The 21,776-nt window shown below is 60.4% G+C and carries 41 protein-coding genes; 36 read left to right on the forward strand and 5 right to left on the reverse strand.

Going from position 1 to position 21,776, the window contains the following annotated elements:
- The 30 genes from FHP89_RS03740 to rplQ form a co-directional block, all read left to right on the forward strand.
- On the forward strand, positions 1 to 139 hold a 139-nt coding region (locus FHP89_RS03740; protein WP_449240216.1), incomplete at its 5' end, for an EF-Tu C-terminal domain-related protein.
- Between the two features lie 55 nt (positions 140 to 194).
- Complete coding sequence (rpsJ, locus tag FHP89_RS03745) at positions 195 to 506, forward strand: 30S ribosomal protein S10 (RefSeq protein ID WP_144179113.1); 312 nt, start codon at positions 195 to 197, stop codon at positions 504 to 506.
- 109 nt (positions 507 to 615) lie between these two features.
- Positions 616 to 1,257: a 50S ribosomal protein L3 gene (rplC, locus tag FHP89_RS03750; RefSeq protein ID WP_144179114.1), complete on the forward strand. Its 642-nt coding sequence runs from the start codon at positions 616 to 618 to the stop codon at positions 1,255 to 1,257.
- Positions 1,257 to 1,880 (forward strand): 50S ribosomal protein L4, encoded by a 624-nt coding sequence (gene rplD / locus FHP89_RS03755; RefSeq protein WP_144179115.1) that lies wholly within the window; start codon positions 1,257 to 1,259, stop codon positions 1,878 to 1,880. The genes rplC and rplD overlap by 1 nt, the downstream gene beginning before the upstream one ends.
- A complete protein-coding gene (gene rplW, locus FHP89_RS03760) occupies positions 1,877 to 2,182 on the forward strand; it encodes a 50S ribosomal protein L23 (protein WP_144179116.1) in 306 nt (101 codons plus the stop codon). The genes rplD and rplW overlap by 4 nt, the downstream gene beginning before the upstream one ends.
- Positions 2,183 to 2,189: 7 nt before the next feature.
- Positions 2,190 to 3,017, forward strand: coding sequence for a 50S ribosomal protein L2 (gene rplB, locus FHP89_RS03765; protein ID WP_144179117.1), 828 nt, complete (start codon positions 2,190 to 2,192; stop codon positions 3,015 to 3,017).
- A 10-nt stretch (positions 3,018 to 3,027) separates the two neighbouring features.
- On the forward strand, positions 3,028 to 3,303 hold the full coding sequence (rpsS, locus tag FHP89_RS03770; protein WP_144179118.1) for a 30S ribosomal protein S19: 276 nt from the start codon (positions 3,028 to 3,030) through the stop codon (positions 3,301 to 3,303).
- Positions 3,304 to 3,315: 12 nt separating this feature from the next.
- Positions 3,316 to 3,645, forward strand: a complete 330-nt coding sequence (rplV, locus tag FHP89_RS03775; RefSeq protein ID WP_144179119.1) for a 50S ribosomal protein L22 — start codon at positions 3,316 to 3,318, stop codon at positions 3,643 to 3,645.
- Positions 3,646 to 3,654: 9 nt separating this feature from the next.
- Positions 3,655 to 4,434, forward strand: coding sequence for a 30S ribosomal protein S3 (rpsC, locus tag FHP89_RS03780; protein WP_144179120.1), 780 nt, complete (start codon positions 3,655 to 3,657; stop codon positions 4,432 to 4,434).
- Entirely contained in the window at positions 4,434 to 4,847 is a 414-nt protein-coding gene (gene rplP, locus FHP89_RS03785) for a 50S ribosomal protein L16 (protein WP_144179121.1), read from the forward strand. The genes rpsC and rplP overlap by 1 nt, the downstream gene beginning before the upstream one ends.
- Before the next feature lie 2 nt (positions 4,848 to 4,849).
- Positions 4,850 to 5,041: a 50S ribosomal protein L29 gene (rpmC, locus tag FHP89_RS03790; protein ID WP_144179122.1), complete on the forward strand. Its 192-nt coding sequence runs from the start codon at positions 4,850 to 4,852 to the stop codon at positions 5,039 to 5,041.
- On the forward strand, positions 5,041 to 5,310 hold the full coding sequence (gene rpsQ, locus FHP89_RS03795; protein ID WP_144179123.1) for a 30S ribosomal protein S17: 270 nt from the start codon (positions 5,041 to 5,043) through the stop codon (positions 5,308 to 5,310). The genes rpmC and rpsQ overlap by 1 nt, the downstream gene beginning before the upstream one ends.
- 131 nt (positions 5,311 to 5,441) lie before the next feature.
- Positions 5,442 to 5,810, forward strand: a complete 369-nt coding sequence (gene rplN / locus FHP89_RS03800) for a 50S ribosomal protein L14 (protein WP_144179124.1) — start codon at positions 5,442 to 5,444, stop codon at positions 5,808 to 5,810.
- 9 nt (positions 5,811 to 5,819) lie between these two features.
- Positions 5,820 to 6,137, forward strand: a complete 318-nt coding sequence (gene rplX / locus FHP89_RS03805) for a 50S ribosomal protein L24 (RefSeq protein ID WP_144179125.1) — start codon at positions 5,820 to 5,822, stop codon at positions 6,135 to 6,137.
- Between the two features lie 9 nt (positions 6,138 to 6,146).
- Positions 6,147 to 6,686 (forward strand): 50S ribosomal protein L5, encoded by a 540-nt coding sequence (gene rplE / locus FHP89_RS03810; protein ID WP_144179126.1) that lies wholly within the window; start codon positions 6,147 to 6,149, stop codon positions 6,684 to 6,686.
- 7 nt (positions 6,687 to 6,693) lie between these two features.
- The gene (gene rpsN, locus FHP89_RS03815; protein ID WP_144179127.1) at positions 6,694 to 6,999 is read left to right on the forward strand and encodes a 30S ribosomal protein S14; all 306 of its coding nucleotides are present in this window, start codon (positions 6,694 to 6,696) and stop codon (positions 6,997 to 6,999) included.
- Between the two features lie 12 nt (positions 7,000 to 7,011).
- A complete protein-coding gene (rpsH, locus tag FHP89_RS03820; protein ID WP_144179128.1) occupies positions 7,012 to 7,407 on the forward strand; it encodes a 30S ribosomal protein S8 in 396 nt (131 codons plus the stop codon).
- Positions 7,408 to 7,417: 10 nt separating this feature from the next.
- Positions 7,418 to 7,951 carry a 50S ribosomal protein L6 gene (gene rplF, locus FHP89_RS03825; protein ID WP_144179129.1) on the forward strand — a complete coding sequence of 178 codons (534 nt, stop codon included), beginning with the start codon at positions 7,418 to 7,420 and terminating at the stop codon, positions 7,949 to 7,951.
- Positions 7,952 to 7,966: 15 nt separating this feature from the next.
- Positions 7,967 to 8,320, forward strand: coding sequence for a 50S ribosomal protein L18 (gene rplR, locus FHP89_RS03830; protein WP_144179302.1), 354 nt, complete (start codon positions 7,967 to 7,969; stop codon positions 8,318 to 8,320).
- 12 nt (positions 8,321 to 8,332) lie between these two features.
- Positions 8,333 to 8,857: a 30S ribosomal protein S5 gene (gene rpsE, locus FHP89_RS03835; protein ID WP_144179130.1), complete on the forward strand. Its 525-nt coding sequence runs from the start codon at positions 8,333 to 8,335 to the stop codon at positions 8,855 to 8,857.
- A gap of 4 nt (positions 8,858 to 8,861) precedes the next feature.
- The gene (rpmD, locus tag FHP89_RS03840; RefSeq protein WP_144179131.1) at positions 8,862 to 9,044 is read left to right on the forward strand and encodes a 50S ribosomal protein L30; all 183 of its coding nucleotides are present in this window, start codon (positions 8,862 to 8,864) and stop codon (positions 9,042 to 9,044) included.
- On the forward strand, positions 9,045 to 9,479 hold the full coding sequence (gene rplO, locus FHP89_RS03845) for a 50S ribosomal protein L15 (RefSeq protein ID WP_144179132.1): 435 nt from the start codon (positions 9,045 to 9,047) through the stop codon (positions 9,477 to 9,479).
- Between the two features lie 11 nt (positions 9,480 to 9,490).
- Complete coding sequence (secY, locus tag FHP89_RS03850) at positions 9,491 to 10,816, forward strand: preprotein translocase subunit SecY (RefSeq protein ID WP_144179133.1); 1,326 nt, start codon at positions 9,491 to 9,493, stop codon at positions 10,814 to 10,816.
- Positions 10,817 to 10,829: 13 nt separating this feature from the next.
- Positions 10,830 to 11,048 carry a translation initiation factor IF-1 gene (gene infA, locus FHP89_RS03855; RefSeq protein ID WP_144179134.1) on the forward strand — a complete coding sequence of 73 codons (219 nt, stop codon included), beginning with the start codon at positions 10,830 to 10,832 and terminating at the stop codon, positions 11,046 to 11,048.
- Between the two features lie 21 nt (positions 11,049 to 11,069).
- A complete protein-coding gene (rpmJ, locus tag FHP89_RS03860) occupies positions 11,070 to 11,183 on the forward strand; it encodes a 50S ribosomal protein L36 (RefSeq protein WP_004258276.1) in 114 nt (37 codons plus the stop codon).
- A 53-nt stretch (positions 11,184 to 11,236) separates the two neighbouring features.
- Positions 11,237 to 11,599: a 30S ribosomal protein S13 gene (gene rpsM / locus FHP89_RS03865; RefSeq protein ID WP_144179135.1), complete on the forward strand. Its 363-nt coding sequence runs from the start codon at positions 11,237 to 11,239 to the stop codon at positions 11,597 to 11,599.
- Between the two features lie 12 nt (positions 11,600 to 11,611).
- Positions 11,612 to 12,001, forward strand: a complete 390-nt coding sequence (rpsK, locus tag FHP89_RS03870) for a 30S ribosomal protein S11 (protein WP_144179136.1) — start codon at positions 11,612 to 11,614, stop codon at positions 11,999 to 12,001.
- A 13-nt stretch (positions 12,002 to 12,014) separates the two neighbouring features.
- Entirely contained in the window at positions 12,015 to 12,644 is a 630-nt protein-coding gene (gene rpsD / locus FHP89_RS03875; protein ID WP_144179137.1) for a 30S ribosomal protein S4, read from the forward strand.
- A gap of 39 nt (positions 12,645 to 12,683) precedes the next feature.
- Complete coding sequence (locus FHP89_RS03880) at positions 12,684 to 13,664, forward strand: DNA-directed RNA polymerase subunit alpha (RefSeq protein ID WP_144179138.1); 981 nt, start codon at positions 12,684 to 12,686, stop codon at positions 13,662 to 13,664.
- A gap of 26 nt (positions 13,665 to 13,690) precedes the next feature.
- Positions 13,691 to 14,098: a 50S ribosomal protein L17 gene (gene rplQ, locus FHP89_RS03885; RefSeq protein WP_144179139.1), complete on the forward strand. Its 408-nt coding sequence runs from the start codon at positions 13,691 to 13,693 to the stop codon at positions 14,096 to 14,098.
- Positions 14,099 to 14,230: 132 nt separating this feature from the next.
- Here rplQ and FHP89_RS03890 read toward each other — a convergent pair whose 3' ends face one another.
- From FHP89_RS03890 to FHP89_RS03900, 3 genes are read right to left on the reverse strand one after another with little or no spacing between them, the layout of a single operon-like run.
- On the reverse strand, positions 14,231 to 14,617 hold the full coding sequence (locus tag FHP89_RS03890) for an RNA-binding S4 domain-containing protein (protein ID WP_144179140.1): 387 nt from the start codon (positions 14,615 to 14,617) through the stop codon (positions 14,231 to 14,233).
- Complete coding sequence (locus FHP89_RS03895; protein ID WP_144179141.1) at positions 14,614 to 15,156, reverse strand: response regulator transcription factor; 543 nt, start codon at positions 15,154 to 15,156, stop codon at positions 14,614 to 14,616. The genes FHP89_RS03890 and FHP89_RS03895 overlap by 4 nt, the downstream gene beginning before the upstream one ends.
- The gene (locus FHP89_RS03900; RefSeq protein WP_144179142.1) at positions 15,153 to 16,433 is read right to left on the reverse strand and encodes an ATP-binding protein; all 1,281 of its coding nucleotides are present in this window, start codon (positions 16,431 to 16,433) and stop codon (positions 15,153 to 15,155) included. Before FHP89_RS03900 ends, FHP89_RS03895 begins: the two co-directional genes overlap by 4 nt.
- A gap of 115 nt (positions 16,434 to 16,548) precedes the next feature.
- Between FHP89_RS03900 and FHP89_RS03905 the strand changes: the two genes are divergently transcribed.
- The 5 genes from FHP89_RS03905 to FHP89_RS03925 all read left to right on the forward strand — a co-directional run bounded on the left by FHP89_RS03905 (position 16,549) and on the right by FHP89_RS03925 (position 20,317).
- The gene (locus tag FHP89_RS03905; protein ID WP_144179143.1) at positions 16,549 to 17,019 is read left to right on the forward strand and encodes a copper chaperone PCu(A)C; all 471 of its coding nucleotides are present in this window, start codon (positions 16,549 to 16,551) and stop codon (positions 17,017 to 17,019) included.
- Between the two features lie 114 nt (positions 17,020 to 17,133).
- Positions 17,134 to 18,153 (forward strand): UDP-glucose 4-epimerase GalE, encoded by a 1,020-nt coding sequence (gene galE / locus FHP89_RS03910; RefSeq protein WP_144179144.1) that lies wholly within the window; start codon positions 17,134 to 17,136, stop codon positions 18,151 to 18,153.
- Positions 18,154 to 18,231: 78 nt separating this feature from the next.
- Entirely contained in the window at positions 18,232 to 18,708 is a 477-nt protein-coding gene (locus FHP89_RS03915; RefSeq protein WP_144179145.1) for a MarR family winged helix-turn-helix transcriptional regulator, read from the forward strand.
- 24 nt (positions 18,709 to 18,732) lie between these two features.
- Entirely contained in the window at positions 18,733 to 20,022 is a 1,290-nt protein-coding gene (locus FHP89_RS03920; RefSeq protein WP_144179146.1) for a cation:proton antiporter, read from the forward strand.
- Positions 20,015 to 20,317: a lipopolysaccharide assembly protein LapA domain-containing protein gene (locus FHP89_RS03925; RefSeq protein WP_186300362.1), complete on the forward strand. Its 303-nt coding sequence runs from the start codon at positions 20,015 to 20,017 to the stop codon at positions 20,315 to 20,317. Before FHP89_RS03920 ends, FHP89_RS03925 begins: the two co-directional genes overlap by 8 nt.
- A gap of 12 nt (positions 20,318 to 20,329) precedes the next feature.
- On the opposite strand, the gene FHP89_RS03930 is transcribed toward FHP89_RS03925, so the two are convergent.
- Both FHP89_RS03930 and FHP89_RS03935 read right to left on the reverse strand, forming a co-directional pair.
- On the reverse strand, positions 20,330 to 20,641 hold the full coding sequence (locus FHP89_RS03930; protein WP_144179148.1) for a hypothetical protein: 312 nt from the start codon (positions 20,639 to 20,641) through the stop codon (positions 20,330 to 20,332).
- 133 nt (positions 20,642 to 20,774) lie between these two features.
- The gene (locus tag FHP89_RS03935; protein ID WP_186300363.1) at positions 20,775 to 21,356 is read right to left on the reverse strand and encodes a DJ-1/PfpI family protein; all 582 of its coding nucleotides are present in this window, start codon (positions 21,354 to 21,356) and stop codon (positions 20,775 to 20,777) included.
- A gap of 116 nt (positions 21,357 to 21,472) precedes the next feature.
- On the opposite strand from FHP89_RS03935, the gene FHP89_RS03940 reads away from it, so the two are divergent.
- A complete protein-coding gene (locus tag FHP89_RS03940) occupies positions 21,473 to 21,772 on the forward strand; it encodes a ribbon-helix-helix domain-containing protein (RefSeq protein WP_144179149.1) in 300 nt (99 codons plus the stop codon).
- Positions 21,773 to 21,776 lie beyond the last annotated feature (4 nt).

The following is a 21,776-nucleotide window of genomic DNA, read 5'->3' on the forward strand; positions in this document are numbered from 1 at the left end:
GATGGTCATGCCGGGCGACAACGTGTCGATCACCGTCAAGCTGATCGCCCCGATCGCCATGGAAGAAGGTCTGCGCTTCGCCATCCGTGAAGGCGGTCGTACCGTCGGCGCCGGCGTGGTTGCCAAGGTCATCGAGTAATCAATAACGTCCCGGGCGGCACATGACGTGCCGCCCTCGCTCTTTGGAATCTATTATGCAAAGCCAAAAAATCCGTATCCGCCTGAAAGCTTTCGACTATCGTCTGATCGACCAATCCGCGCTTGAAATCGTCGAAACGGCGAAGCGCACCGGTGCCGTGGTTCGTGGCCCGGTTCCGCTGCCGACGCGTATCGAGCGTTACGACGTGCTGCGCTCGCCGCACGTCAACAAGGCATCGCGTGATCAGTTCGAAATTCGTACGCATCAGCGCCTGATGGATATCGTTGATCCGACGGAAAAGACGGTTGACGCCCTGATGAAACTCGATCTGCCGGCTGGCGTCGATGTGGAAATCAAGTTGCAGTAATTCTTGGCTTGTGTTCTGTGCGCCTGGGCCGGTATAATCCGGCCCTTGCGTTTTTCGCGCAAAATCTTTACGGCCCCGGTCAATCGCAACCGGGATTTGGGAGAATAAAATGAGTCTAGGCCTTGTAGGTCGCAAGGTCGGGATGACTCGCATATTTACCGAAGATGGTCAAACCATCCCGGTGACTGTGCTTGACATGTCCGACAACCGCGTTAGCCAGATCAAGACCGCTGAGACCGACGGCTATACGGCCGTCCAGGTTGCCTTCGGCAAGCGTCGCGCTAGCCGGGTGGGTAAGCCGCTCGCGGGTCACCTTGCCAAGGCTGGTGTTGAAGCCAGCTGGCTGCTTCAGGAATTCCGTGTCGATGCGTCGGCGCTCGATGGCGTCAAGCCGGGTGATGCGCTGAGCGTGGATATCTTCGGTGTCGGCCAAAAGGTTGATATCGTCGGCACGTCCATCGGTAAGGGTTTTGCTGGCGCGATCAAGCGTCACAACTTCTCTTCCAACCGTGCTTCTCACGGTAACTCGCTGTCCCACAACTCGGCCGGTTCGATTGGTCAGGCGCAGGATCCGGGCCGCGTGCTGCCGGGTAAGCGCATGGCGGGTCACATGGGTGCCGTTCAGCGCACCATGCAGAATCTGGAAGTGATTCGTGTGGATGCCGAGCGTCAGCTGCTGCTGGTGAAAGGTGCTGTTCCGGGTGCTCGGGGTGGTGATGTGGTTGTTCGGCCGGCAGTCAAGGGGGCGTAATGGAACTTAAGCTTCTTAATGAGCAGGGTCAGTCTGCCGAAACAGTTCAGGTGTCCGACGTGCTGTTTGGTCGTGAGTACAACGAGGCGCTGATTCATCAGGTCGTCGTGGCTTACATGGCCAATGCCCGTTCGGGTAACCGTGCGCAGAAAGGGCGCTCCGAGATCGCCAAGTCGACCCGGAAACCGTGGCGTCAGAAAGGGACGGGCCGCGCTCGTGCCGGTATGGCGTCGAGCCCGCTGTGGCGCGGAGGTGGTCGGATTTTCCCGAACTCGCCCGACGAGAACTTCTCGCACAAGGTCAACCGCAAGATGTATCGCGCCGGCCTGGCGTCGATTCTGTCCCAGTTGGCTCGCGAAGGTCGTATCTCCGTGGTTGAGGATTTTGCCCTCGACGCACCGAAGACGCGCCTGGTGGCCGAAAAGCTGAAGGGCATGGGTTTTGTGGATTCGGTTCTTGTGATTACCGAAGAACTGAGCGAGAACCTCTTCCTGGCGTCGCGCAATCTGCGCGATGTGCTGGTGCTTGAGGTGACCGAGGCGGATCCGGTGTCGCTGGTGCGCTTCCCGCAGGTTGTTGTGACCAAGGGTGCGCTGGCGAAGATGCAGGAGGTGTGGCAATGAGTCAGCTCAAGCAAGAGCGTCTGCTGAAGGTGCTGCTCGCACCGCAGATCTCCGAGAAGGCGACCTATATCGCCGACAAGAATGAGCAAGTGGTGTTCCGCGTCGTTTCGGACGCGACCAAGCCCGAAGTGAAGGCGGCAGTTGAGTCGCTCTTCAACGTGAAGGTGAAGTCGGTTCAGACCACGAACGTCAAGGGTAAGGTCAAGCGCTTCGGTAAAATCACCGGTCAGCGCAAGGGTTGGAAGAAGGCGTTTGTCTGCTTGCAGCCGGGCCAAGAAATCAACTTCGCGGCTGGGGAGTGACTGAGCTATGGCGTTGGTAAAAGTAAAGCCGACATCCGCTGGTCGTCGCGCGGTTGTTAAGGTTGTAAATAAAGATCTGTACAAGGGTCGTCCGCACGCAGCGCTGATCGAGAAGCAGTCGAAAAATGCTGGCCGCAACAATGCAGGCCGCATTACGGTGCGTCATCAGGGCGGTGGCCACAAGCAGCATTACCGCATGATCGATTTCCGTCGCAACAAGGACGGTATCGTGGCGAAGGTTGAGCGCGTCGAGTACGACCCCAACCGCTCCGCAAACATTGCGCTGCTGTGCTACGCCGATGGCGAGCGTCGCTACATCATTGCCCCGCGCAACATCGAAGTGGGACAACAGGTCGTGAGTGGCTCCGAGGCGCCGATCAAGGTTGGTAACGCGCTGCCGATCCGGAATATTCCGGTGGGTACCGTGATTCACTGCATCGAAATGCAGCCCGGCAAAGGCGCTCAGCTGGCGCGTTCGGCGGGGGCATCGGTCCAGTTGCTGGCACGTGAAGGCTCTTACGCGCAGCTTCGCTTGCGCTCAGGCGAAATTCGCCGGGTGCACGTTGAGTGCCGTGCGACCGTTGGTGAAGTCGGCAACGGTGAGCATGCGCTGCGCAAGATCGGTAAAGCTGGTGCCAATCGTTGGCGCGGTATTCGCCCGACCGTTCGCGGTGTGGTGATGAACCCGGTCGATCACCCCCACGGTGGTGGTGAAGGCCGTACGGGTGAGGGCCGCGTCCCGGTCAGCCCGTGGGGTACGCCCGCCAAAGGCTATCGGACGCGTAATAACAAGCGCACCGATTCGATGATTGTTCAGCGCCGCAAGAAGCGTTAAGGGGTAACGGATGACTCGCTCTCTGAAAAAAGGCCCGTTTGTCGACGCTCACCTGTTGAATAAGGTGGACGCGGCGCGGGGTAGCAACGACAAGCGCCCGATCAAGACCTGGTCACGTCGCTCGACGGTACTGCCGGATTTCGTCGGTTTGACGATTGCCGTGCATAACGGTCGCCAGCACGTCCCGGTTTATGTGTCGGAAAACATGGTAGGCCACAAGCTTGGTGAATTCGCCCTGACGCGTACGTTCAAGGGGCATCTCGCCAGCAAAAAGGCGAAACGTTAAGGAGTCTTGGTAATGGAAACTAAAGCCATCCTCCGCGGCGTCCGCCTCAGCGCTCAAAAAGGGCGTCTGGTGGCAGACCAGGTCCGCGGAAAACCGGTGGAGCAGGCGCTGAGCATTTTGGCGTTTTCCCCGAAGAAAGGCGCACAGATCATCAAGAAGGTGGTCGAGTCCGCGATTGCAAACGCCGAGCATAACGACGGCGCCGATATTGACGAGCTCAAGGTGAAGACGATTCACGTTGAAGAAGGTATGACGCTGAAGCGTTTTACCGCGCGCGCCAAAGGTCGAGGCAATCGTATTCTGAAGCCGACGTGTCACGTGTACGTGACCGTCGGGAACTGAGGGGAACTCATGGGTCAGAAAATTCATCCTACCGGTTTCCGCCTTGCGGTAACTCGGGACTGGACCGCCCGTTGGTATGCATCGAAGAAGGACTTCGCCAAGACTTTGGCTGACGACCTCGCGGTGCGTGCTTTCCTGAAAAAGCGCCTGGCTCACGCCTCTGTGGGTCGTGTGCTGATCGAGCGTCCCGCCAAGAATGCGCGTATCACGTTGTTCAGCGCACGTCCTGGCGTGGTGATTGGCAAGAAAGGCGAAGATATCGAGCGCCTGAAGGCCGATCTTCAGAAGATGATTGGTGTGCCGGTGCACGTCAATATCGAAGAAGTCCGCAAGCCGGAAACCGACGCGCAATTGATCGCCGATTCGATCGCTCAGCAGCTCGAGCGCCGGATCATGTTCCGCCGTGCCATGAAACGCGCCATCCAGAACGCCATGCGTCTGGGCGTTCAGGGTATCAAGATCATGAGCTCCGGTCGTTTGAACGGTGCTGAAATCGCTCGGACCGAGTGGTATCGCGAAGGCCGCGTGCCTTTGCACACCCTGCGCGCCAATATCGATTACGGCGTCTCGGAAGCCAAGACGACTTACGGTATCTCGGGCATCAAGGTCTGGGTTTACAAGGGCGAGATGCTGGGTCGCAATGAGCAGCCCGCAGCAACCGAGCCGGAAAACGAACCGCGTCGCGCACGCCGTGGTGGCCGTAATGACGGCGACAATCGCGGTCAGCGTCGCGCGCCCCGTCGCGCCGAAACCGGTGGCGATGCGGCCACTGAGAGCAGGAGTGAATAATGCTTCAGCCGAAAAGAAGAAAGTACCGCAAAGAACAGAAGGGCCGTAACACCGGCCTGGCAACGCGCGGCGCCAAAGTTAGCTTTGGTGAGTACGGTCTCAAGGCCACCGGCCGTGGCCGCCTGACTGCGCGTCAGATCGAATCGGCGCGTCGTGCCATGACGCGTCACATCAAGCGGGGCGGCCGCATCTGGATTCGTGTGTTTCCGGACAAGCCGATCAGCCGCAAGCCCGCCGAAGTGCGGATGGGCTCGGGTAAAGGTAATCCGGAATACTACGTAGCCGAGATTCAGCCGGGCAAAGTGTTGTACGAAATGGATGGTGTTGACGAATCCCTGGCGCGCGAGGCCTTCCGCCTCGCGGCGGCGAAGCTGCCGTTTGCGACCACGTTCGTGACACGTCATGTGGGGTAGTCATGAAAGCAAGTGAACTCCGCGCGAAGAGCGTCGAAGAACTCAATAAGGAAATGCTGGAATTGCTGAAGGCGCAATTTAGTATGCGCATGCAGTTGGCGACCCAGCAACTGACCAATACCAGCCAGCTTGGCAAGGTGCGTCGCGACATCGCACGCATTCGGACCCTTCTGCGTGAAAAGGCGGCTCAGTAATGACTCAGGAAACGGTGAAATCTTCCCGCACGCTGGTGGGTAAAGTGGTGAGCGACAAGATGCAGAAGACGGTGACGGTGCTGGTTGAGCGCCGCGTCAAGCATCCGTTGTATAGCAAGATCATCATGCGTTCAGCGAAGTATCATGCGCATGACGAAGAGGGTGTGGCAGCGGCTGGCGACCTGGTGGAAATCGAGGAATGCCGTCCGATCTCGCGCTCAAAGAACTGGAAGGTCTCCAAAGTGCTTGAGAAGGCGCGAGTCATTTAAATAAATGGCTGTAGTGGCTTGCTAAAAGTTTAGTAAGCCACTACAATTCCGCTTCTTTGCTCTTTCGAGCATAAAACCCGAACGGGTTCCAAGACTGACCGCTTAGCGGGCCAAGTTGGAGTGTAAAACTCATGATTCAAATGCAAACGGTGCTGAACGTCGCCGATAACTCTGGCGCGCGTTCCGTGATGTGCATCAAGGTGTTGGGCGGCTCCAAGCGCCGCTACGCCGGGGTGGGCGACATCATCAAGGTCGCGATCAAGGAGGCTGTGCCTCGTGGTCGTGTCAAGAAGGGCGATGTGTATAGCGCGGTGGTGGTGCGTACAGCGAAGGGCGTTCGCCGTTCGGATGGCGCGCTCATTAAATTCGATGGCAATGCGGCGGTCTTGCTGAACTCCAAGATGGAGCCGATCGGGACGCGTATCTTCGGGCCGGTGACGCGCGAGTTGCGTACCGAGCGCTTCATGAAGATCGTTTCGCTCGCACCTGAAGTTCTGTAAGGAGCGGTCATGAAGAAGATTCGTACGGGCGACGAAGTCGTCGTTCTGGCTGGCAAAGATCGTGGTCGTCGCGGTGTTGTACTGCGTCGTGTGGATGCTGAGCTGGTGGTTGTTGAGGGTGTTAATCGTGTCAAGAAGCACGTGCGCCCGAACCCCATGAAGGGTGAGGTGGGTGGCATTGTTGAAAAAGACATGCCGATCCATGTTTCCAATGTTGCGCTGTTCAATCCTGCGGCCCAGAAGGGCGATCGTGTTGGGATTAAAGTGCTTGAAGACGGTCGCAAAGCGCGCGTGTTCAAGTCGAACGGCGAACTGGTCGACGCTTAAGGAAACGCGATGGCACGCTTGCAAGATTTCTATAAGGAAACCGTCGTTCCTGGCTTGGTCAAGCAGTTTGGCTACAAGTCAGTAATGGAGGTTCCGCGAATCACGAAGATCACCTTGAATATGGGTGTCGGTGAGGCGGTTGGCGACAAGAAGATTCTCGAGTTCGCGGTGGGTGACATGGCCAAGGTGGCCGGTCAGAAGCCGGTGGTGACTCGGGCGCGTAAGTCGATTGCTGGCTTCAAGATTCGCGATGGTTACCCGATCGGGTGCATGGTGACGCTCCGTGGTCCTCGCATGTTCGAGTTCCTGGACCGCTTCGTGACGGTGGCTCTGCCGCGCGTTCGCGACTTTCGCGGTATTGCTGCGAAGGGTTTTGATGGTCGGGGTAACTACAACGTCGGCGTCAAAGAGCAAATTATTTTTCCGGAAATCGAATACGACAAGGTTGATGCCCTGCGTGGCATGAACATCAGTATTACGACCACCGCGAAGACTGACGCAGAGGCGCGAGCGCTCCTGACCGCGTTCAAGTTTCCGTTCAAGAATTGAGGGCGATATGGCGAAACTGGCTCTGATCAATCGCGAAGAGAAGCGTCGCAAGCTGGTGGCGAAATATGCCGCCAAGCGGGCCGCGCTGGTAGCGCAAATTAACGACTCCAGTCTGTCGGACGAGGAGCGTATGGCGGCACGGCTGAAGATTCAGCAACTGCCCCGTAACGCAAGCCCGACGCGTGGTCGTAATCGTTGCAGCCTGACGGGTCGTCCGCGGGGTGTGTTCCGTAAATTCGGTCTGTGTCGCAACAAGCTCCGGGAAGTCGCTTTCCGTGGTGAGGTGCCGGGTATGACCAAGGCGAGCTGGTAAGGAGAGACGAAGATGAGTATGTCTGATCCGATCGCCGATATGTTGACCCGCATCCGTAACGGTCAGCAGGCGCAAAAGTCGACTGTTGCAATGCCCTCTTCGAAGCTGAAGGTGGCGATTGCCAAAGTGCTGCAAGAAGAAGGTTATATCGACGGTTTCTCGGTACGGGAAGCTGGTGGTAAGCCCGAGCTTGATGTGGTGCTCAAGTATTATGCTGGTGCGCCGGTGATCGAGCGTATCGAGCGTATTTCCAAGCCTGGCCTGCGTGTGTACAAGGGCAGCCAGGATTTGCCCCGCGTCATGAACGGCCTGGGCGTTGCGATTGTGTCGACCCCCAAGGGTGTGATGACCGATCGTGCCGCACGTGCTGGTCGTGTCGGTGGCGAAGTCATCTGCATCGTGGCGTAAGGAGGCGGACATGTCGCGTGTAGCAAAAAATCCGGTCTCCGTCCCCAAGGGTGTGGATGTCAAGATCGATGCAGCAAACATTACTGTCAAAGGGCCGCTGGGCTCCTTGACTCGTGCGCTCCATCCGGCGGTTTCGATTGTTCTGAATGGTGACGAAGTTCAGTGCGCAGCCGTGGCTGGTCAGGTCGCAGGGCGTGCGATGTCCGGAACGATGCGTTCGCTGGTGGCCAACATGGTGACCGGTGTAACGCAGGGTTTTCAGCGCAAGCTGACCCTGGTTGGCGTCGGATACCGTGCTCAGGCTCAGGGCGACAAGCTGAACCTCAGTCTTGGTTTCTCGCACCCGGTGTCGCACCAGATGCCTGCTGGCGTGACGGTGGAAACGCCGACCCAGACGGAAGTTCTGATCAAGGGTGTCGACAAGCAGCAAGTCGGTCAAGTTGCCGCCGAAGTGCGCGCCTACCGGAGCCCGGAGCCCTATAAGGGCAAGGGCGTTCGTTACGCGGACGAGGTTGTGGTCATCCGCGAAACCAAGAAGAAGTAAGGGCCGTTTGTCATGATGAACAAAAAAGCGACGCGCGTGCGTCGGGCTCGCAAAACCCGAGCCAAAATCTCCGAGCTGAAAGCGGTCCGACTGACGGTGTTCCGTTCGAATTTGCACATCTACGCCCAGATCATTTCTGGTTGTGGCTCCCGCGTTCTGGCGGCGGCTTCGACGGTAGAGCAGGGAGTTCGTGGCGAAGCGGGCAAGGGTGGCACTGTTGCCGCCGCGGTGTCGGTTGGCAAGACCATTGCCGAGCGCGCCAAGGCCGCCGGCATCGAAACGGTCGCCTTTGATCGTGCTGGATTCCACTATCACGGCCGCGTCAAGGCGCTGGCAGAGGCGGCTCGCGAAGCCGGCCTCAAGTTCTAAGCGAGGTTAGCAATGGCGAAACAGCAAACCAAACGCGCCCCGGCAGCCGAAGAACGCGATGATTCCTTTCGCGAAAAAATGGTGGCCATTAATCGGGTCACCAAGGTTGTCAAGGGTGGCCGTATTCTGGGCTTCGCAGCGCTGACGGTTGTCGGTGACGGTGATGGCACGGTCGGCATGGGCAAGGGCAAGTCCCGCGAAGTGCCTGTTGCCGTTCAGAAGGCGATGGACGAAGCGCGTCGCAAGATGGCGAAAGTCTCCCTGAAGAACGGAACCCTGCATCACGCGGTGATTGGCAAGCACGGTGCCGCGACGGTACTGATGCAGCCGGCACCTACGGGTACCGGAATCATCGCGGGCGGCCCGATGCGTGCCGTCTTCGAGGTGATGGGCGTGACCGACATCATTTGCAAGAGCCAGGGTTCGTCGAACCCGTACAACGTGGTTCGCGCTACGTTGAATGGCCTCTTCGCAGTTCGCACTCCGGCCCAGATTGCTGCCAAGCGCGGCAAGACGGTCGAAGAAGTGATGGGGTGAACTCATGGCTGACAAAAAAGTAAAAGTTACGCTCATCAAGAGCGTCATCGGAACCAAGCAGTCCCATCGTGCCACCGTGCGTGGTCTGGGCTTGCGCCGTCTTAACCATACGGTTGAGCTTCAGGACACCCCCGAGGTGCGCGGCATGGTTAATAAAGTCGCCTACCTGGTGAAGTGCGAGGGCTAAATGCAACTCAATACCATCAAATCGGCCGAAGGCGCCAAGCACGCACGTAAGCGCGTCGGGCGCGGCATTGGCAGCGGCCTCGGCAAGACCGCAGGTCGTGGCCACAAAGGTCAGAAATCCCGTTCCGGCGGTTTCCACAAAGTCGGTTTTGAAGGCGGTCAGATGCCGATTCAACGCCGTCTGCCGAAGCGTGGCTTTGTGTCGCTGGTGCGTGGCCGCAACGTTGAAGTCCGCTTGTCCGAACTGGATCAGCTGCCGGTCGATCAGATTGACCTGCTGGTGCTGAAACAGGCTGGAGTGATTCCTGCCGATGCGCTGTCGGCAAAAGTGATTCTGTCGGGTGCCATTACCCGCAAAGTCGCCCTGTCGGGTGTCGGTGCGACCAAAGGTGCGCTTGCAGCGATTGAGGCTGCCGGCGGCAGCGTCGCGGCGTAAGGCGGTAGATCGTGGCAAAACAACCCGCGACCCTCGGTAGCCAGGGCAAGTTCGGCGATTTGCGTCGCCGGCTTGTGTTCCTGTTGGGGGCGCTGGTGGTGTATCGCATCGGTGCGCACATCCCTGTGCCAGGAATTGATCCGCAGCGTTTGGCGGAGCTGTTCCAGACGCAGCAGGGCGGAATCCTCGGGGTCTTCAACCTGTTTTCCGGCGGTGCGTTGTCGAGATTCACCATCTTCGCGCTCGGGATCATGCCGTATATCTCGGCTTCGATCATCATGCAACTGATGAGCGTTGCCTCGCCTCAGCTTGAGGCGTTGAAGAAAGAGGGTGAAGCGGGGCGTCGCAAGATTACCCAATACACCCGTTATGGCACCTTGGGCTTGGCGCTGTTTCAGGCGATCGGTATTTCGGTCGCACTTGAAAGTCAGCCCGGCTTGGTGCTGGATCCTGGTGTGATGTTCCGGTTTGTGGCGGTTGCAACGCTGGTGACCGGGACGATGTTTTTGATGTGGCTGGGCGAGCAGATCACCGAGCGTGGTCTGGGTAACGGTATTTCGCTGATTATCTTTGCGGGTATCGCGTCCGGTTTGCCAAGTGCAATTGGCGGATTGTTCGAGCTGGTCAGAACGGGCGCAATGCACCCCTTCATCGCTTTGTTCATCTGCATCCTGGTGGTGCTGGTCACGGCGCTGGTGGTGTTTGTTGAGCGCGGTCAGCGAAAGATCCTGGTCAATTACGCGAAGCGTCAGGTCGGCAACAAGGTATACGGCGGGCAGAGTTCTCATTTGCCGCTGAAACTGAACATGGCGGGTGTTATTCCCCCGATCTTCGCGTCGAGCATCATCTTGTTCCCGGCGACGCTGGGGCAGTGGTTCGGCGCTTCGGAGGGGATGGCATGGATGCGGGATATCTCTGCAACCTTGGCTCCTGGTCAGCCGATCTACGTCATGTTGTATGCGGCTGCAATCGTGTTTTTCTGCTTTTTCTACACGGCGCTGGTGTTTAACGCACGTGAAACGGCGGATAACCTGAAGAAGAGTGGCGCGTTTGTGCCGGGTATTCGTCCAGGTGAGCAGACTGCGCGCTACATCGATCGCATCTTGATGCGACTGACGATGGCGGGTGCGGTGTATATCACACTGGTGTGTCTGCTTCCTGAGTTCTTGATTCTGAAGTGGAACGTACCGTTTTATTTCGGGGGGACCTCGCTCCTGATCATCGTTGTTGTGACGATGGACTTTATGGCGCAGGTTCAGGCTTACATCATGTCGCACCAATACGAGAGCCTTCTCAAGAAGGCGAACTTCAAAGGTGCGGGAATGCCGATGCGGTAAGAGTAAGAGCACCATGACGAAGGAAGATGGCATCGAGATGCAGGGGGAAGTGATTGAGACGCTTCCCAATGCGATGTTTAAGGTTCGCCTGGAAAATGGCCATACGATTCTTGGCCACATTTCCGGAAAAATGCGCAAGCACTATATTCGGATCCTGCCAGGGGACCGCGTCACGGTGCAATTGACGCCATACGATCTGACCAAGGGGCGGATAACTTTCCGCACCAAGTAACAAGATGTTCAGGAGAAAGAAATGAGAGTTCAAGCTTCCGTGAAGCGCCTCTGCCGAAATTGCAAGATCATTCGCCGCAAGGGCGTGGTTCGTGTCATTTGCACCGATCCGCGTCACAAGCAGCGTCAGGGTTGATAGCGCAAGCTATCAGAACTATAATTTAAGGTTTAACTTTCTGGGGTGATCGGATGGCCCGTATTGCTGGGGTAAACATTCCCAATCACAAACACGCGGAAATCGCTTTGACGGCGATTTTCGGGGTTGGCCGGACTCGCGCGCAAAAAATTTGCGACGCAGCCGGTGTTGCACGTTCGACGAAGATGAAGGACTTGACTGAGTCGGATATGGAGCGTCTGCGCGACGAGGTGGGCAAGTTCTCGGTTGAAGGCGATTTGCGTCGTGAAATCACGATGAGCATCAAGCGCCTGATGGACCTGAGTTGCTATCGTGGGCTGCGCCATCGTCGCGGTCTGCCGTGTCGTGGTCAGCGTACCCGCACTAACGCCCGCACCCGTAAGGGACCGCGCAAGGCAATTGCCGGCAAGAAGTGATAGAGACGAGATATGGCTAAGACTGCAACCAAAGTTCGCAAGAAGGTAAAGAAGAACGTCGCCGAAGGCATCGTTCATGTTCATGCGAGCTTCAACAACACGATCATCACCATTACCGATCGCCAGGGCAACGCGTTGTCGTGGGCGACTTCCGGTGGTGCCGGATTCAAGGGCTCGCGTAAGAGCACTCCGTTCGCAGCCCAGGTGGCCGCAGAAGCTGCTGGTAAAGCGGCTCAGGAATGTGGTGTGAAGAACGTCGAAGTGCGCATCAAGGGCCCGGGTCCGGGGCGTGAGTCGTCGGTGCGTGCGCTGAACGCGCTGGGTATCAAGGTGACCAGCATCACCGATATCACGCCGATCCCGCACAACGGTTGCCGGCCGCCCAAAAAGCGCCGTATCTAACAAGGAGTAAAACGTGGCCCGCAATCTTGATCCCAAGTGCCGCCAGTGTCGCCGTGAAGGCGAGAAGCTGTTCCTGAAAGGCGAGAAGTGCTTTACCGACAAGTGCGCCATCGAGCGCCGCGCTTACGCGCCCGGTCAGCACGGTCAGCGTTCTGGTCAGCGGATGTCTGGCTATGGCGTGCAGCTGCGCGAAAAGCAGAAAATCCGTCGTCTGTACGGTGTGCTTGAGCGTCAGTTCCGCAAAGTTTACGCCGAGGCAGATCGCCGTCGCGGTCAGACCGGTGAGAATCTGCTGCAACTGCTGGAAGGTCGTCTGGACGCCGTTGCCTATCGTATGGGCTTTGGTGTGTCTCGCGCTGAATCGCGTCAGATCGTTCGTCACAATGGCGTTCTGGTCAACGGTCAGCGAGTGAACATTCCTTCGTACAACGTGCGCCCTGGCGACGTTATTGAAGTGACTGAAGCCGTTCGTGGCACGCTGCGCGTCAAAGCTGCTCTGGAAGCGGCTGAATCCCGCGGCTTCCCCGAGTGGATCGAAGTGGACGTGAAGGCCGGCAAAGGCGTTTTCAAAGCCTACCCGCAGCGCAGCGAACTGCCCGCAACGCTGAACGAAGGTCTGGTCGTCGAACTTTACTCCCGCTAATTGCGGCTTCTGACGTAATTTGCGAAACAAGGACTGCTGATGCAAAGCAATGTACTGCTGAAACCGCGCATCATTGACGTACAAAGCCTGTCGACCGTGCATGCACGGGTCACGATGGAGCCGTTCGAGCGCGGATTCGGACACACGCTCGGTAACGCCCTGCGTCGGATTTTGCTCTCGTCGCTTCCCGGATGTGCGCCGACTGAAGTCAGCATCCAGGGGGTGCTGCACGAGTACTCCACGCTGGATGGCGTTCGTGAGGACGTCGTTGATCTGCTGCTGAACCTGAAGGGCGTTGTGCTGAAAATGCACAATCGCACGGATGCGACGCTGCGTCTGGCCAAATCAGGCGAAGGTATCGTGACGGCGGCGGACATCGAGACGACGCACGACGTTGAGGTGATCAACCCCGACTTCGTGATCGCACATCTGGCGCCGGGCGGCAAGCTCGACATGGAAATCAAGGTCGAGGAAGGTCGTGGCTATCAGCCGGCGAACCAGCGTCCGACGAATGGTGAATCCAAGTCGATCGGCCACGTGGTGCTGGACGCTTCGTTCAGCCCGGTTCGTCGTGTCAGCTACAAGGTCGAGAGTGCTCGTGTTGAGCAGCGTACCGACCTGGATCGCCTGGTGATCGACATCGAAACCAATGGTGCGGTCGATCCGGAAGAAGCGATTCGCTTTGCTGCACGTGTGCTGGTGGATCAACTGTCGGTGTTTGCTGATCTGGAAGGTACGCCGGTTGAAGTCGAGGCCGCACAAGCCCCGACGATCGATCCGGTGCTGCTGCGCCCGGTGGATGATCTGGAGCTGACGGTTCGGTCGGCGAACTGCCTCAAGGCAGAGAACATCTATTACATCGGTGACCTGATCCAACGGACGGAAACCGAACTGCTCAAGACGCCGAATCTCGGACGCAAGTCGCTGAACGAGATCAAGGAAGTGCTCGCCTCGCGCGGCCTGACGCTCGGCATGAAGTTGGAAAATTGGCCGCCGGCCGGGCTCGAAAAGCTCGGTTGAATCGGCAGGGATAAAGGAACGAGATCATGCGTCACCGTAACGGTCTTCGCAAGCTGAACCGCACCAGTGCACACCGCCAGGCAATGTTCCGCAACATGGCAAACTCACTGCTGCAGCACGAAGTCATCAAGACGACTCTCCCGAAGGCGAAGGAATTGCGCCGGGTGGTTGAGCCCCTCATCACGCTGAGCAAGAAAGCAACTGTGGCCAATCGCCGTCTGGCGTTTGACCGCCTGCGCGATCGCGACATGGTGGTCAAGCTCTTCAACGAGCTGGGCCCGCGTTACGCGACCCGTAACGGTGGCTACCTGCGTATCCTGAAGTTCGGTTTCCGTGACGGCGACAATGCGCCGATGGCGATCGTTGAGCTGATGGATCGTCCGGAAGAAGCCGCTGCGCCGGTGGAAACACCCGCTGAAGAGCAGGCTGCATAAGGTCAAACAAGTGGGTTCAGGCCCGCTGGGTTTGACAGACAAAACGCCCCGACATGTTCGGGGCGTTTTGTTTTTTGTATTGGTCCGACCATGCCGAGGCTGGCCTTGGTGTGGTGCGCGGACCGCAAGCGGTCAGCCCACACCCTCGTTGAAGCGGTGGATGGCTCTTCGGTCGCGCTTGGTGGGGCGCCCGCCTTGGCGGGGTTCGGCTTGCGTAGCGCGCTGCGCCCGCGCGGCTTCGGCTCGGACCAGACTCTCCGCGGTTTCTGTGTAGAGTTGCTGGGCGATTGCCGCAGGACCACGCGTTTCGGAGAGCGCGTCGACGATGACGGAGACGTGCCGTGTGCCGCTGGTAATGTCGAGGCGATCGCCGCAGTGAAGCGTGCGGGCGGGTTTTGCGCGAACCCCGTTAAGGTGGATATGGCCGCCGTCGATCGCGGTCTTGGCCAGGCCGCGCGTTTTGAAAAATCGCGCCGCCCATAGCCATTTGTCGATTCGCGGGCCGGTTTCTTGGGTCATTCGCGGACGGGGCGTTTCGCGAGTTTTCGTTGTAGTGTGCGCCGGTGCATTTTGAGTGCTCTTGCGGTGGCCGAAATGTTGCCCTGATTTTCGCCTAGAACGCGCTGAATGTGCTCCCATTCGAGCCGGTCAACCGACATCGGTTCGAGCGGCGCCGCATCTTTGGCCTCGGGTACGGCATCGACCAGTGCACGAAGAATGCTTTCCGCATCCGCCGGTTTGGCGAGGTATTGGTGTGCCCCTAGCTTGATCGCGTCCACCGCCGTGGTAATGCTCGCGTAGCCGGTGAGAACCAGAATACGTGTGTCGGGACGCAGCTCACGCAGGGGGGCGATCAGCGGCAGGCCGGAGCTGCCGTCCAGGTTCAGGTCGAGGATGACGGCGTCCGGGCGAACGCGCCGCATTTCCTGGAGGGCGGCGGCGCTGTCGAGCGCACCGACGCAGCTGAGCCCCCGGTTCGACAAGGTGCGGCAGAGGATGCGATTGAACGCCGGATCGTCGTCGATCACCAGAACGGTCTGAATGCCAAGTGTCGTCATGTGCTCAAGAGGGGGAGAGTGACAGTGCTTATGGTACCGCCTCCGTCGCGGGGGGCGTAATGCAGGGTGCCGCCAAAGGCTTCGATGGCGCTGAGGCTGAGGAGTAGCCCAATGCCGAGCCCGTCCTTGGTTTGCGACGGGCGGTTCGGGGCTTCATGCAGGGCATTGAGCACGTCGGATGGAATGCCGGGGCCGCTGTCGGCAATATGGATGGACACCCGGCTGCCTTGGCGCTCGGCGGTGAGGGTGGCCTGCCGGCTGGGGTCTGCCGTGATCGCGTTGTTGATCAGGTTGTGAAGGGCTTGTGTCACCGACTGGTCGGCGACCATGCGCAGTCCAGCGAGGTGGTCCGTGTCGGCCCAGTTGATGCTGGCGTCGGGGCGCTGCGACTCGATGGTCATCACCAGATCGTCCAGCCAGCGCGCGATATCCAGCGCGCCGCCGGCTTCTACCCGGGCTTGGCCACCCGAGGCGGTGAGGCGCGACAGGATGTGCCGGCAGTGGCCGATCTGTTGCCCCATGATGTTGAGATCCTCCCGTGTTTCGGGGTCGTCGCAGCACTGTGCCTGCAGGTTGTCGAGAATGAGGCGCATGGTGCCCAGCGGCGTCCCCATCTCGTGGGCTGCCCCAGCGGCGAGATTGGCCATGGCGACGATTCGTTCGTTGCGCAGGCGGCGCTCGCGGGCTTGCGCCAGCGCGAGATCACGTGCGCGCACGGTGGCGGTCATGCGTGACACGTACCACGTGATGACCAGCGCCGACACCGCGAAAGTGCCCCACATGCCGGCCAAATGCCAGTCGATGGCGCGGGTCGGGTCTGCCAGACCGAGGGGGCGATGGTGCACCCACAGCCATGAGTACACCGAGATTGACAGCGCCGCGAGCAGCCATGTTTGCACTGCCGGAAGTACCGCGGCGCCGACGGCGATCAGCGGCAGGAAAAGCGAAATGAGCGGATTCGTTGCGCCACCGGTAAGGTAGAGCACGCCGCTCCACGCCGCCAGATCGACAATCAGTTCCAGCAACAGACTCCAGGGGCCGGGCTCGTCGCGGGCGAGAAAAACGAAGCGTGCGAGCGCATTCCACGCGCCGAGCGCGCTGGCGACCAGCAAGATGGGAACGGCCGGAATGTCGATATTGAGCGCGGGTGCGGCGCCGAAGGCCAGCGCCACCATAGCTGTGATGGAATACCAGCGCAGCGACACAAGCCGCGCGAGCGGACGCCCGTCGGCACGGGGGGGCGCAGCGTCAGGCGGGGCGGAGTTGGGGGTTGGCATTGCCGCTCATTATGGCGGAAGTGCTTCGCTGGCGGCTCGGTGCGACGAACTGCCGCAGCGCCGGAATGCGACTTTGGAGTAGGCTCTTGCGCGATAAACGTAGGGAGTGAATGTGATGACGAATACTCGAACCCTGATGGCGGCGCTGGTGCTGTCCTGTTCTGCGGCGGCTGCTTTTGCAGGTGATGTGACGGTGAGCGAGCCGTGGGTGCGCGGCACGGTGGCCGCCCAGAAAGCCACGGGCGCGTTCATGGGGCTGACTGCGGCCAAGCCGATGCGACTGGTCGGGGCGAGCAGCCCGGCCGCGCCGGTGGTCGAGGTGCACGAGATGAGCATGGAAAACGATGTGATGAAGATGCGTCCGGTCGCGGCGATCGACCTGCCCGCGGGTCAGACGGTCGCACTCAAGCCCGGTGGTTATCACATCATGTTGATGGGGCTGACTGCGCCCCTGAATGCAGGTGCCGTGGTGCCGTTGACGCTCAGCTTTGAGGCGGCAGACGGCCAGCGCGAAGATGTCCAGGTCGAGGCCCCCGTGCGGGAACTGGCTGCACCAGCGATGAAGATGAAGCACGGCGCGCACTGACCCGTCGCGTCGCGTGCGTCCAAGCCGCCTGCGGGCGGCTTTTTTATTGGGTCGGCATCGCCTGTCAGCCAGACGGGGTATGATCCGGCCGAACGCATAATCAGGAGGTTCGGCATGGCATGCATTCTTGTGACCGGCGGCGCGGGGTATATCGGATCGCATACCTGCGTTGCGCTGCTGGCGGCGGGGCACGAGGTTGTCGTGGTCGATAACTTCAGCAACAGCAACCCCGAGGCGCTGGCGCGGGTCGGCCAGATCGCCGGTCGGCCTGTGGCGGCCATTCATGAGGTCGATATCCGAGATCGCGCCGGGCTGGATGCCGTGTTTGCCGCACAGCCCGTGGATGCGGTGATTCACTTTGCCGGGCTGAAGGCAGTGGGGGAGTCGGTTCAGAAGCCGCATGCCTACTACGACAACAATGTGGCTGGCACGCTGGTGCTGCTGGAGGTGATGGCGGCGCGTGGGGTCAAGCGCATGGTCTTCAGCTCATCGGCGACGGTGTATGGGGACCCGGCCAGTGTGCCGATCCGCGAGGACTTCCCGACGGCGCCGACCAATCCCTACGGGCGGACCAAATGGATGCTGGAGTTTATCCTGCAGGACGTGGCTGCCGCCGACGCCGATTGGCAAATGGCCTTGCTGCGCTACTTCAATCCGGTGGGCGCGCATCCCTCGGGGCTGATCGGTGAGGACCCCAACGGGATTCCGAACAATCTCATGCCCTATGTCAGTCAGGTCGCGGTGGGCAAACTGGCCGAACTGGGCGTGTTTGGCGATGACTACCCGACAGCTGACGGCACGGGCGTGCGTGACTATATCCATGTGGTCGATCTTGCGATCGGCCATGTCCGCGCGGTTGAGCGACTGATGGCCGGCGCCGGGGTGCTGACGCTGAACCTCGGTACGGGGCGTGGTTACAGCGTGCTCGAGGTGGTCAAAGCCTTCGAGCGCGCCTCGGGTCGCCCCGTGCCCTACCGGATTGCGCCGCGGCGCCCCGGTGACATCGCGCAATGCTACGCGGACCCCGCCTTGGCATTGGCCGAGCTGGGCTGGCGCGCCGAGCACGATCTGGCCGACATGTGCGCAGACGCCTGGCGCTGGCAGTCCGGCAATCCAGATGGCTACGGCGCCTGAGGCGGTCCTTGGTCGTGGTGCTGGACGTGGCATGACGGCCCGCCTATGATGCGGTTTGTTTTTGCACAAAAGTAAATTATGACCGGGTCCGTCTCCGATAACGCCACACACGAAGCCCTGCGCCTTTTCCGCGCGATCTACGCCGAAGTGCGCCACCATCTGCAGAACATCGAGCGGCGTTGCGGGGCCAGCGGCGCGCAAGTGTGGGCGCTGGCCTTGGTGTCGCGCCAACCCGGCGTCCGGGTGACCGAACTGGCCGATGCGATGGCAATTCACCCCTCGACCGCCAGCAATCTGCTGGCCAAGGCCGAGAAGGGCGGTTTGCTGCGGCGTGAGCGCTCGCATGCGGATCAGCGCGTGGTCAAGCTGTATCTGACCGAGTTGGGCGCTGACACCCTGGCCAAAGCGCCCGAGCCAGTCGCCGGCCTGCTACCCGATGCGCTCGCCCGATTGCCGCATGATGTGCTGCTCCGTCTCAGCGCCGACCTGCAATTGCTGGCGACCCGCATGTCCGTGCAGGAAGACGCCGCCGGCCGGCCCTTCTCTGAACTCTGAACGACCCATCGAGCGACACCAACGATGAACTGGCCGTTTCTGCCCCCGTGGCCGCCTGATATCAATGGCTTCATTCTGTTCGGTCTGCTCATGCTGGCCGGACTGCTCGGTGGCGAACTCGCGCACCGCAGTGGTTTTGTGCCGCGCATCACCGGCTTCATTGCGATTGGTTTTGTTCTCGGGCCGAGTCTGACAGGGGTGCTCACGCCTGAAATGCTCGATGGCGCGCAGGTGTTTGTCGATGTCGCGCTCGGCTTGATCCTGTTCCAGTTGGGGCGCCTCCTTGATCTGTCGCTCGCCCGGCGGGAGCGATCGCTGTTTGCGGCCGCCATTGCCGAGGCCGGACTCGCCTTTGCGGGCGTGTTCGCGGTGCTGACACTGTTTGATATCGCCCCGATGCAGGCCGCGGTGGCCGCTGCGATCGGCATTTCGTCCTCCCCCGCGGTGGTGCTGCTGGTGGTCAAGGAACTCGGCGCCGAGGGGCCGCTGACCGATCGCAGCCTGATGTTGGTGGCGATGAACAACATCCTCTCCTTCCTGGCCTATACCGCGTTGCTGCCCTTTATTCACTACGCGCACAACTCGGGCTGGGAGATCGCCGTTCTTGAGCCGCTGTATGTGCTTGGCGTGTCGCTGGGGATCGCCGGGGTGTTTGCGTGGCTGCTGCTGCGCCTCGCCCGCATGCTGCCCAAAGACGAAACCACGCAGTTCGCGCTGCTGATCGGCATGGTGGTGGGCACGGTTGGCGTGGCCCAGCTGGCTAATGGCTCGATGCTGCTGAGCCTGCTCGCGCTCGGCGTCATGACGCGCAACCTCGATCGTCATTCACATGTCTTGCCGGTCGACTTCGGCAGCGGTGGTGAAATCTTCTTTGTGATCCTGTTCGTTGTGGCGGGGGCGCGCTTGCATCTGGCGGATCTGAGCTCCGCCGGTTTCGCGGCGGTGGCCTTTGTCTTGGCGCGCTTCGTCGGCAAGAGTGCTGGCGTGATGCTGCTGACCCGCGCGGGACTGGATTTCCGCCAGTCTGCCCTGACCGGGCTGACGCTGGTGCCCATGGCGGGCATGGCGATCGGCCTGACGCAGATGACCGCCGCGCGCTATCCTGAGTTTGCGGCAACCTTGTCGGCGATTGTGCTCGGCGCCATCGTGATTCTCGAAACCATTGGGCCGGTGCTGACCGAGTATGCGCTCAAGCAAAGTGGTGAGGTTCCAGGCATCCTCGCCGGCGGCGCCCGGGCATCATCGGTGAATGAACGCCAGCCACCGAGCGACGAGCCCGACGGCTCGGCAGTCATGGAGAGCAAAGATGCGTAACGTGCTTCTGGCGGTGTCGGTGGTGTTGGCGGCGGTGTTCGCGCTGCAGAACTTTCACTCGGTGGAGCTGAGCTTTGTCATCTGGCGCTTCGAGACCACGCTCTCGGTCGCGCTGCTGCTGGCCTTGGTGCTTGGCGTGCTGATCGGCGCGCTGGCGATGCTGCCCTGGACCTTGCGCACGCGCAAAGAGGTTCGCCAGGTCCGTCACCAGCTGGCCGATGCCGCAGCGCACCCCACGTCACCGCGGCCGCCGTCCGCGCCCCCTAAATTGCCGATCCAGGATCAGCCTCGATAAGCGCGTGCCACGCTACCAGTTGCGGCGAATCCGGTTGCGGTGTTGCACATCGCTGGGCAGATGCTTCTGCATGGCTTCGAGGCGTTGCTCCAGCAGTTTGGCGGCTTGCTCAAACGTGCTTCGATTCAGCTGCGGCAACTCGCTTTGCCGCGCGATCAGCCGCGCGAACAGTTCAATGTGATGCTTGCGTTGCTGGCTATCGGACGACAGAAAAACGCCCAGGCCGGCCTGATCAAGCGTTTCGAGCACTTTCAGGCGGCGCTCGACGCGGCGCAGATAGCGGCTTTGCGGATCCTGGGCGGTGCTGGGTGTCGGGTCCGGCATGGCGACCTCCTTGGCGGTAATGGGGTGTGCTGGCAGACCCTGCCAGCACACCCCAAATTAGCACAAGCTTAACGTCGTCGCGGCGCTCAGGCGCTACCCGGCCGATCGCGGGCGCTGACCGGATCGCGCAGGCTCAAGCGTGATGGATCGTGGTGCCCAGCAGCGCGATAAACTGCGCAATCCATTGCGGGTGCGCCGGCCAGGCGGGCGCCGAGACCAGGTTGCCGTCGGTCATGGCCGCATCCACCGCGATGCTCTCGAAGTGACCGCCGGCCGCGCGCACATCGGGGCCGCAGGCCGGGTAGGCAGTGCAGTGCTTGCCGCGCAGCACGTCGGCGGCGGCCAGCACCTGCAAACCGTGGCAGACGGCGGCGATCGGCTTGTTGGCCTGATCGAAGTGCCGCACGATCTCGAGCACGCGCGGGTTAAGGCGGATGTACTCCGGTGCTCGCCCGCCGGGAATGCACAGCCCGTCGTAGTCCGCCGGGTCGATCGCGTCAAAGCTCGCGTTAAGCGTGAAGTTGTGACCCCGCTTCTCGGTGTAGGTCTGGTCGCCTTCGAAATCGTGAATGGCGGTGGCGATCTGGTCGCCGGCCTGTTTGTCCGGGCACACGGCGTGTACGGTGTAGCCGATGGCCAGCAAGGCCTGGAACGGCACCATCAGCTCATAGTCTTCGACGAAGTCGCCGGCCAGCAGCAGAATTTTTCGACTCATGATTGTCTCCTTCAGGGGGTGGGCTTCGCGCAGGAATGACATCGCAGCGAAGGCAACTACACTGTAGAGAGCCGGCCGGCGGTCGGGGTAGTAGCGAGGTGCTACAAGGAGGCGTGATGTGTAATCTGTATTCGGGGCAGGACCCGGCTAACTACGAGACGGTGAAGCGCTCGGTGCGCTTGAACGGCCATGTCACCAGCGTGGCGCTGGAGCGTCAGTTCTGGGACATTCTCGAACGCCTCGCGGCGACCGAGGGCTTCAGCCTGCCGCAGTTTCTGGCGCGTTTGTACGATGAATTGCTGCAGAAGCAGGGCGATGTCGGCAATTTCTCATCGCTGCTGCGGGTGGCCTGCACGATTTATCTGAGCCGGGGCGAGCTGCCGTCGGACGAGACCTCGACGGCCGCGGCCGCCTGAGCGG

Source organism: Denitromonas ohlonensis (assembly GCF_007625205.1).
GTDB classification, from domain to species: Bacteria; Pseudomonadota; Gammaproteobacteria; order Burkholderiales; family Rhodocyclaceae; genus Nitrogeniibacter; species Nitrogeniibacter ohlonensis.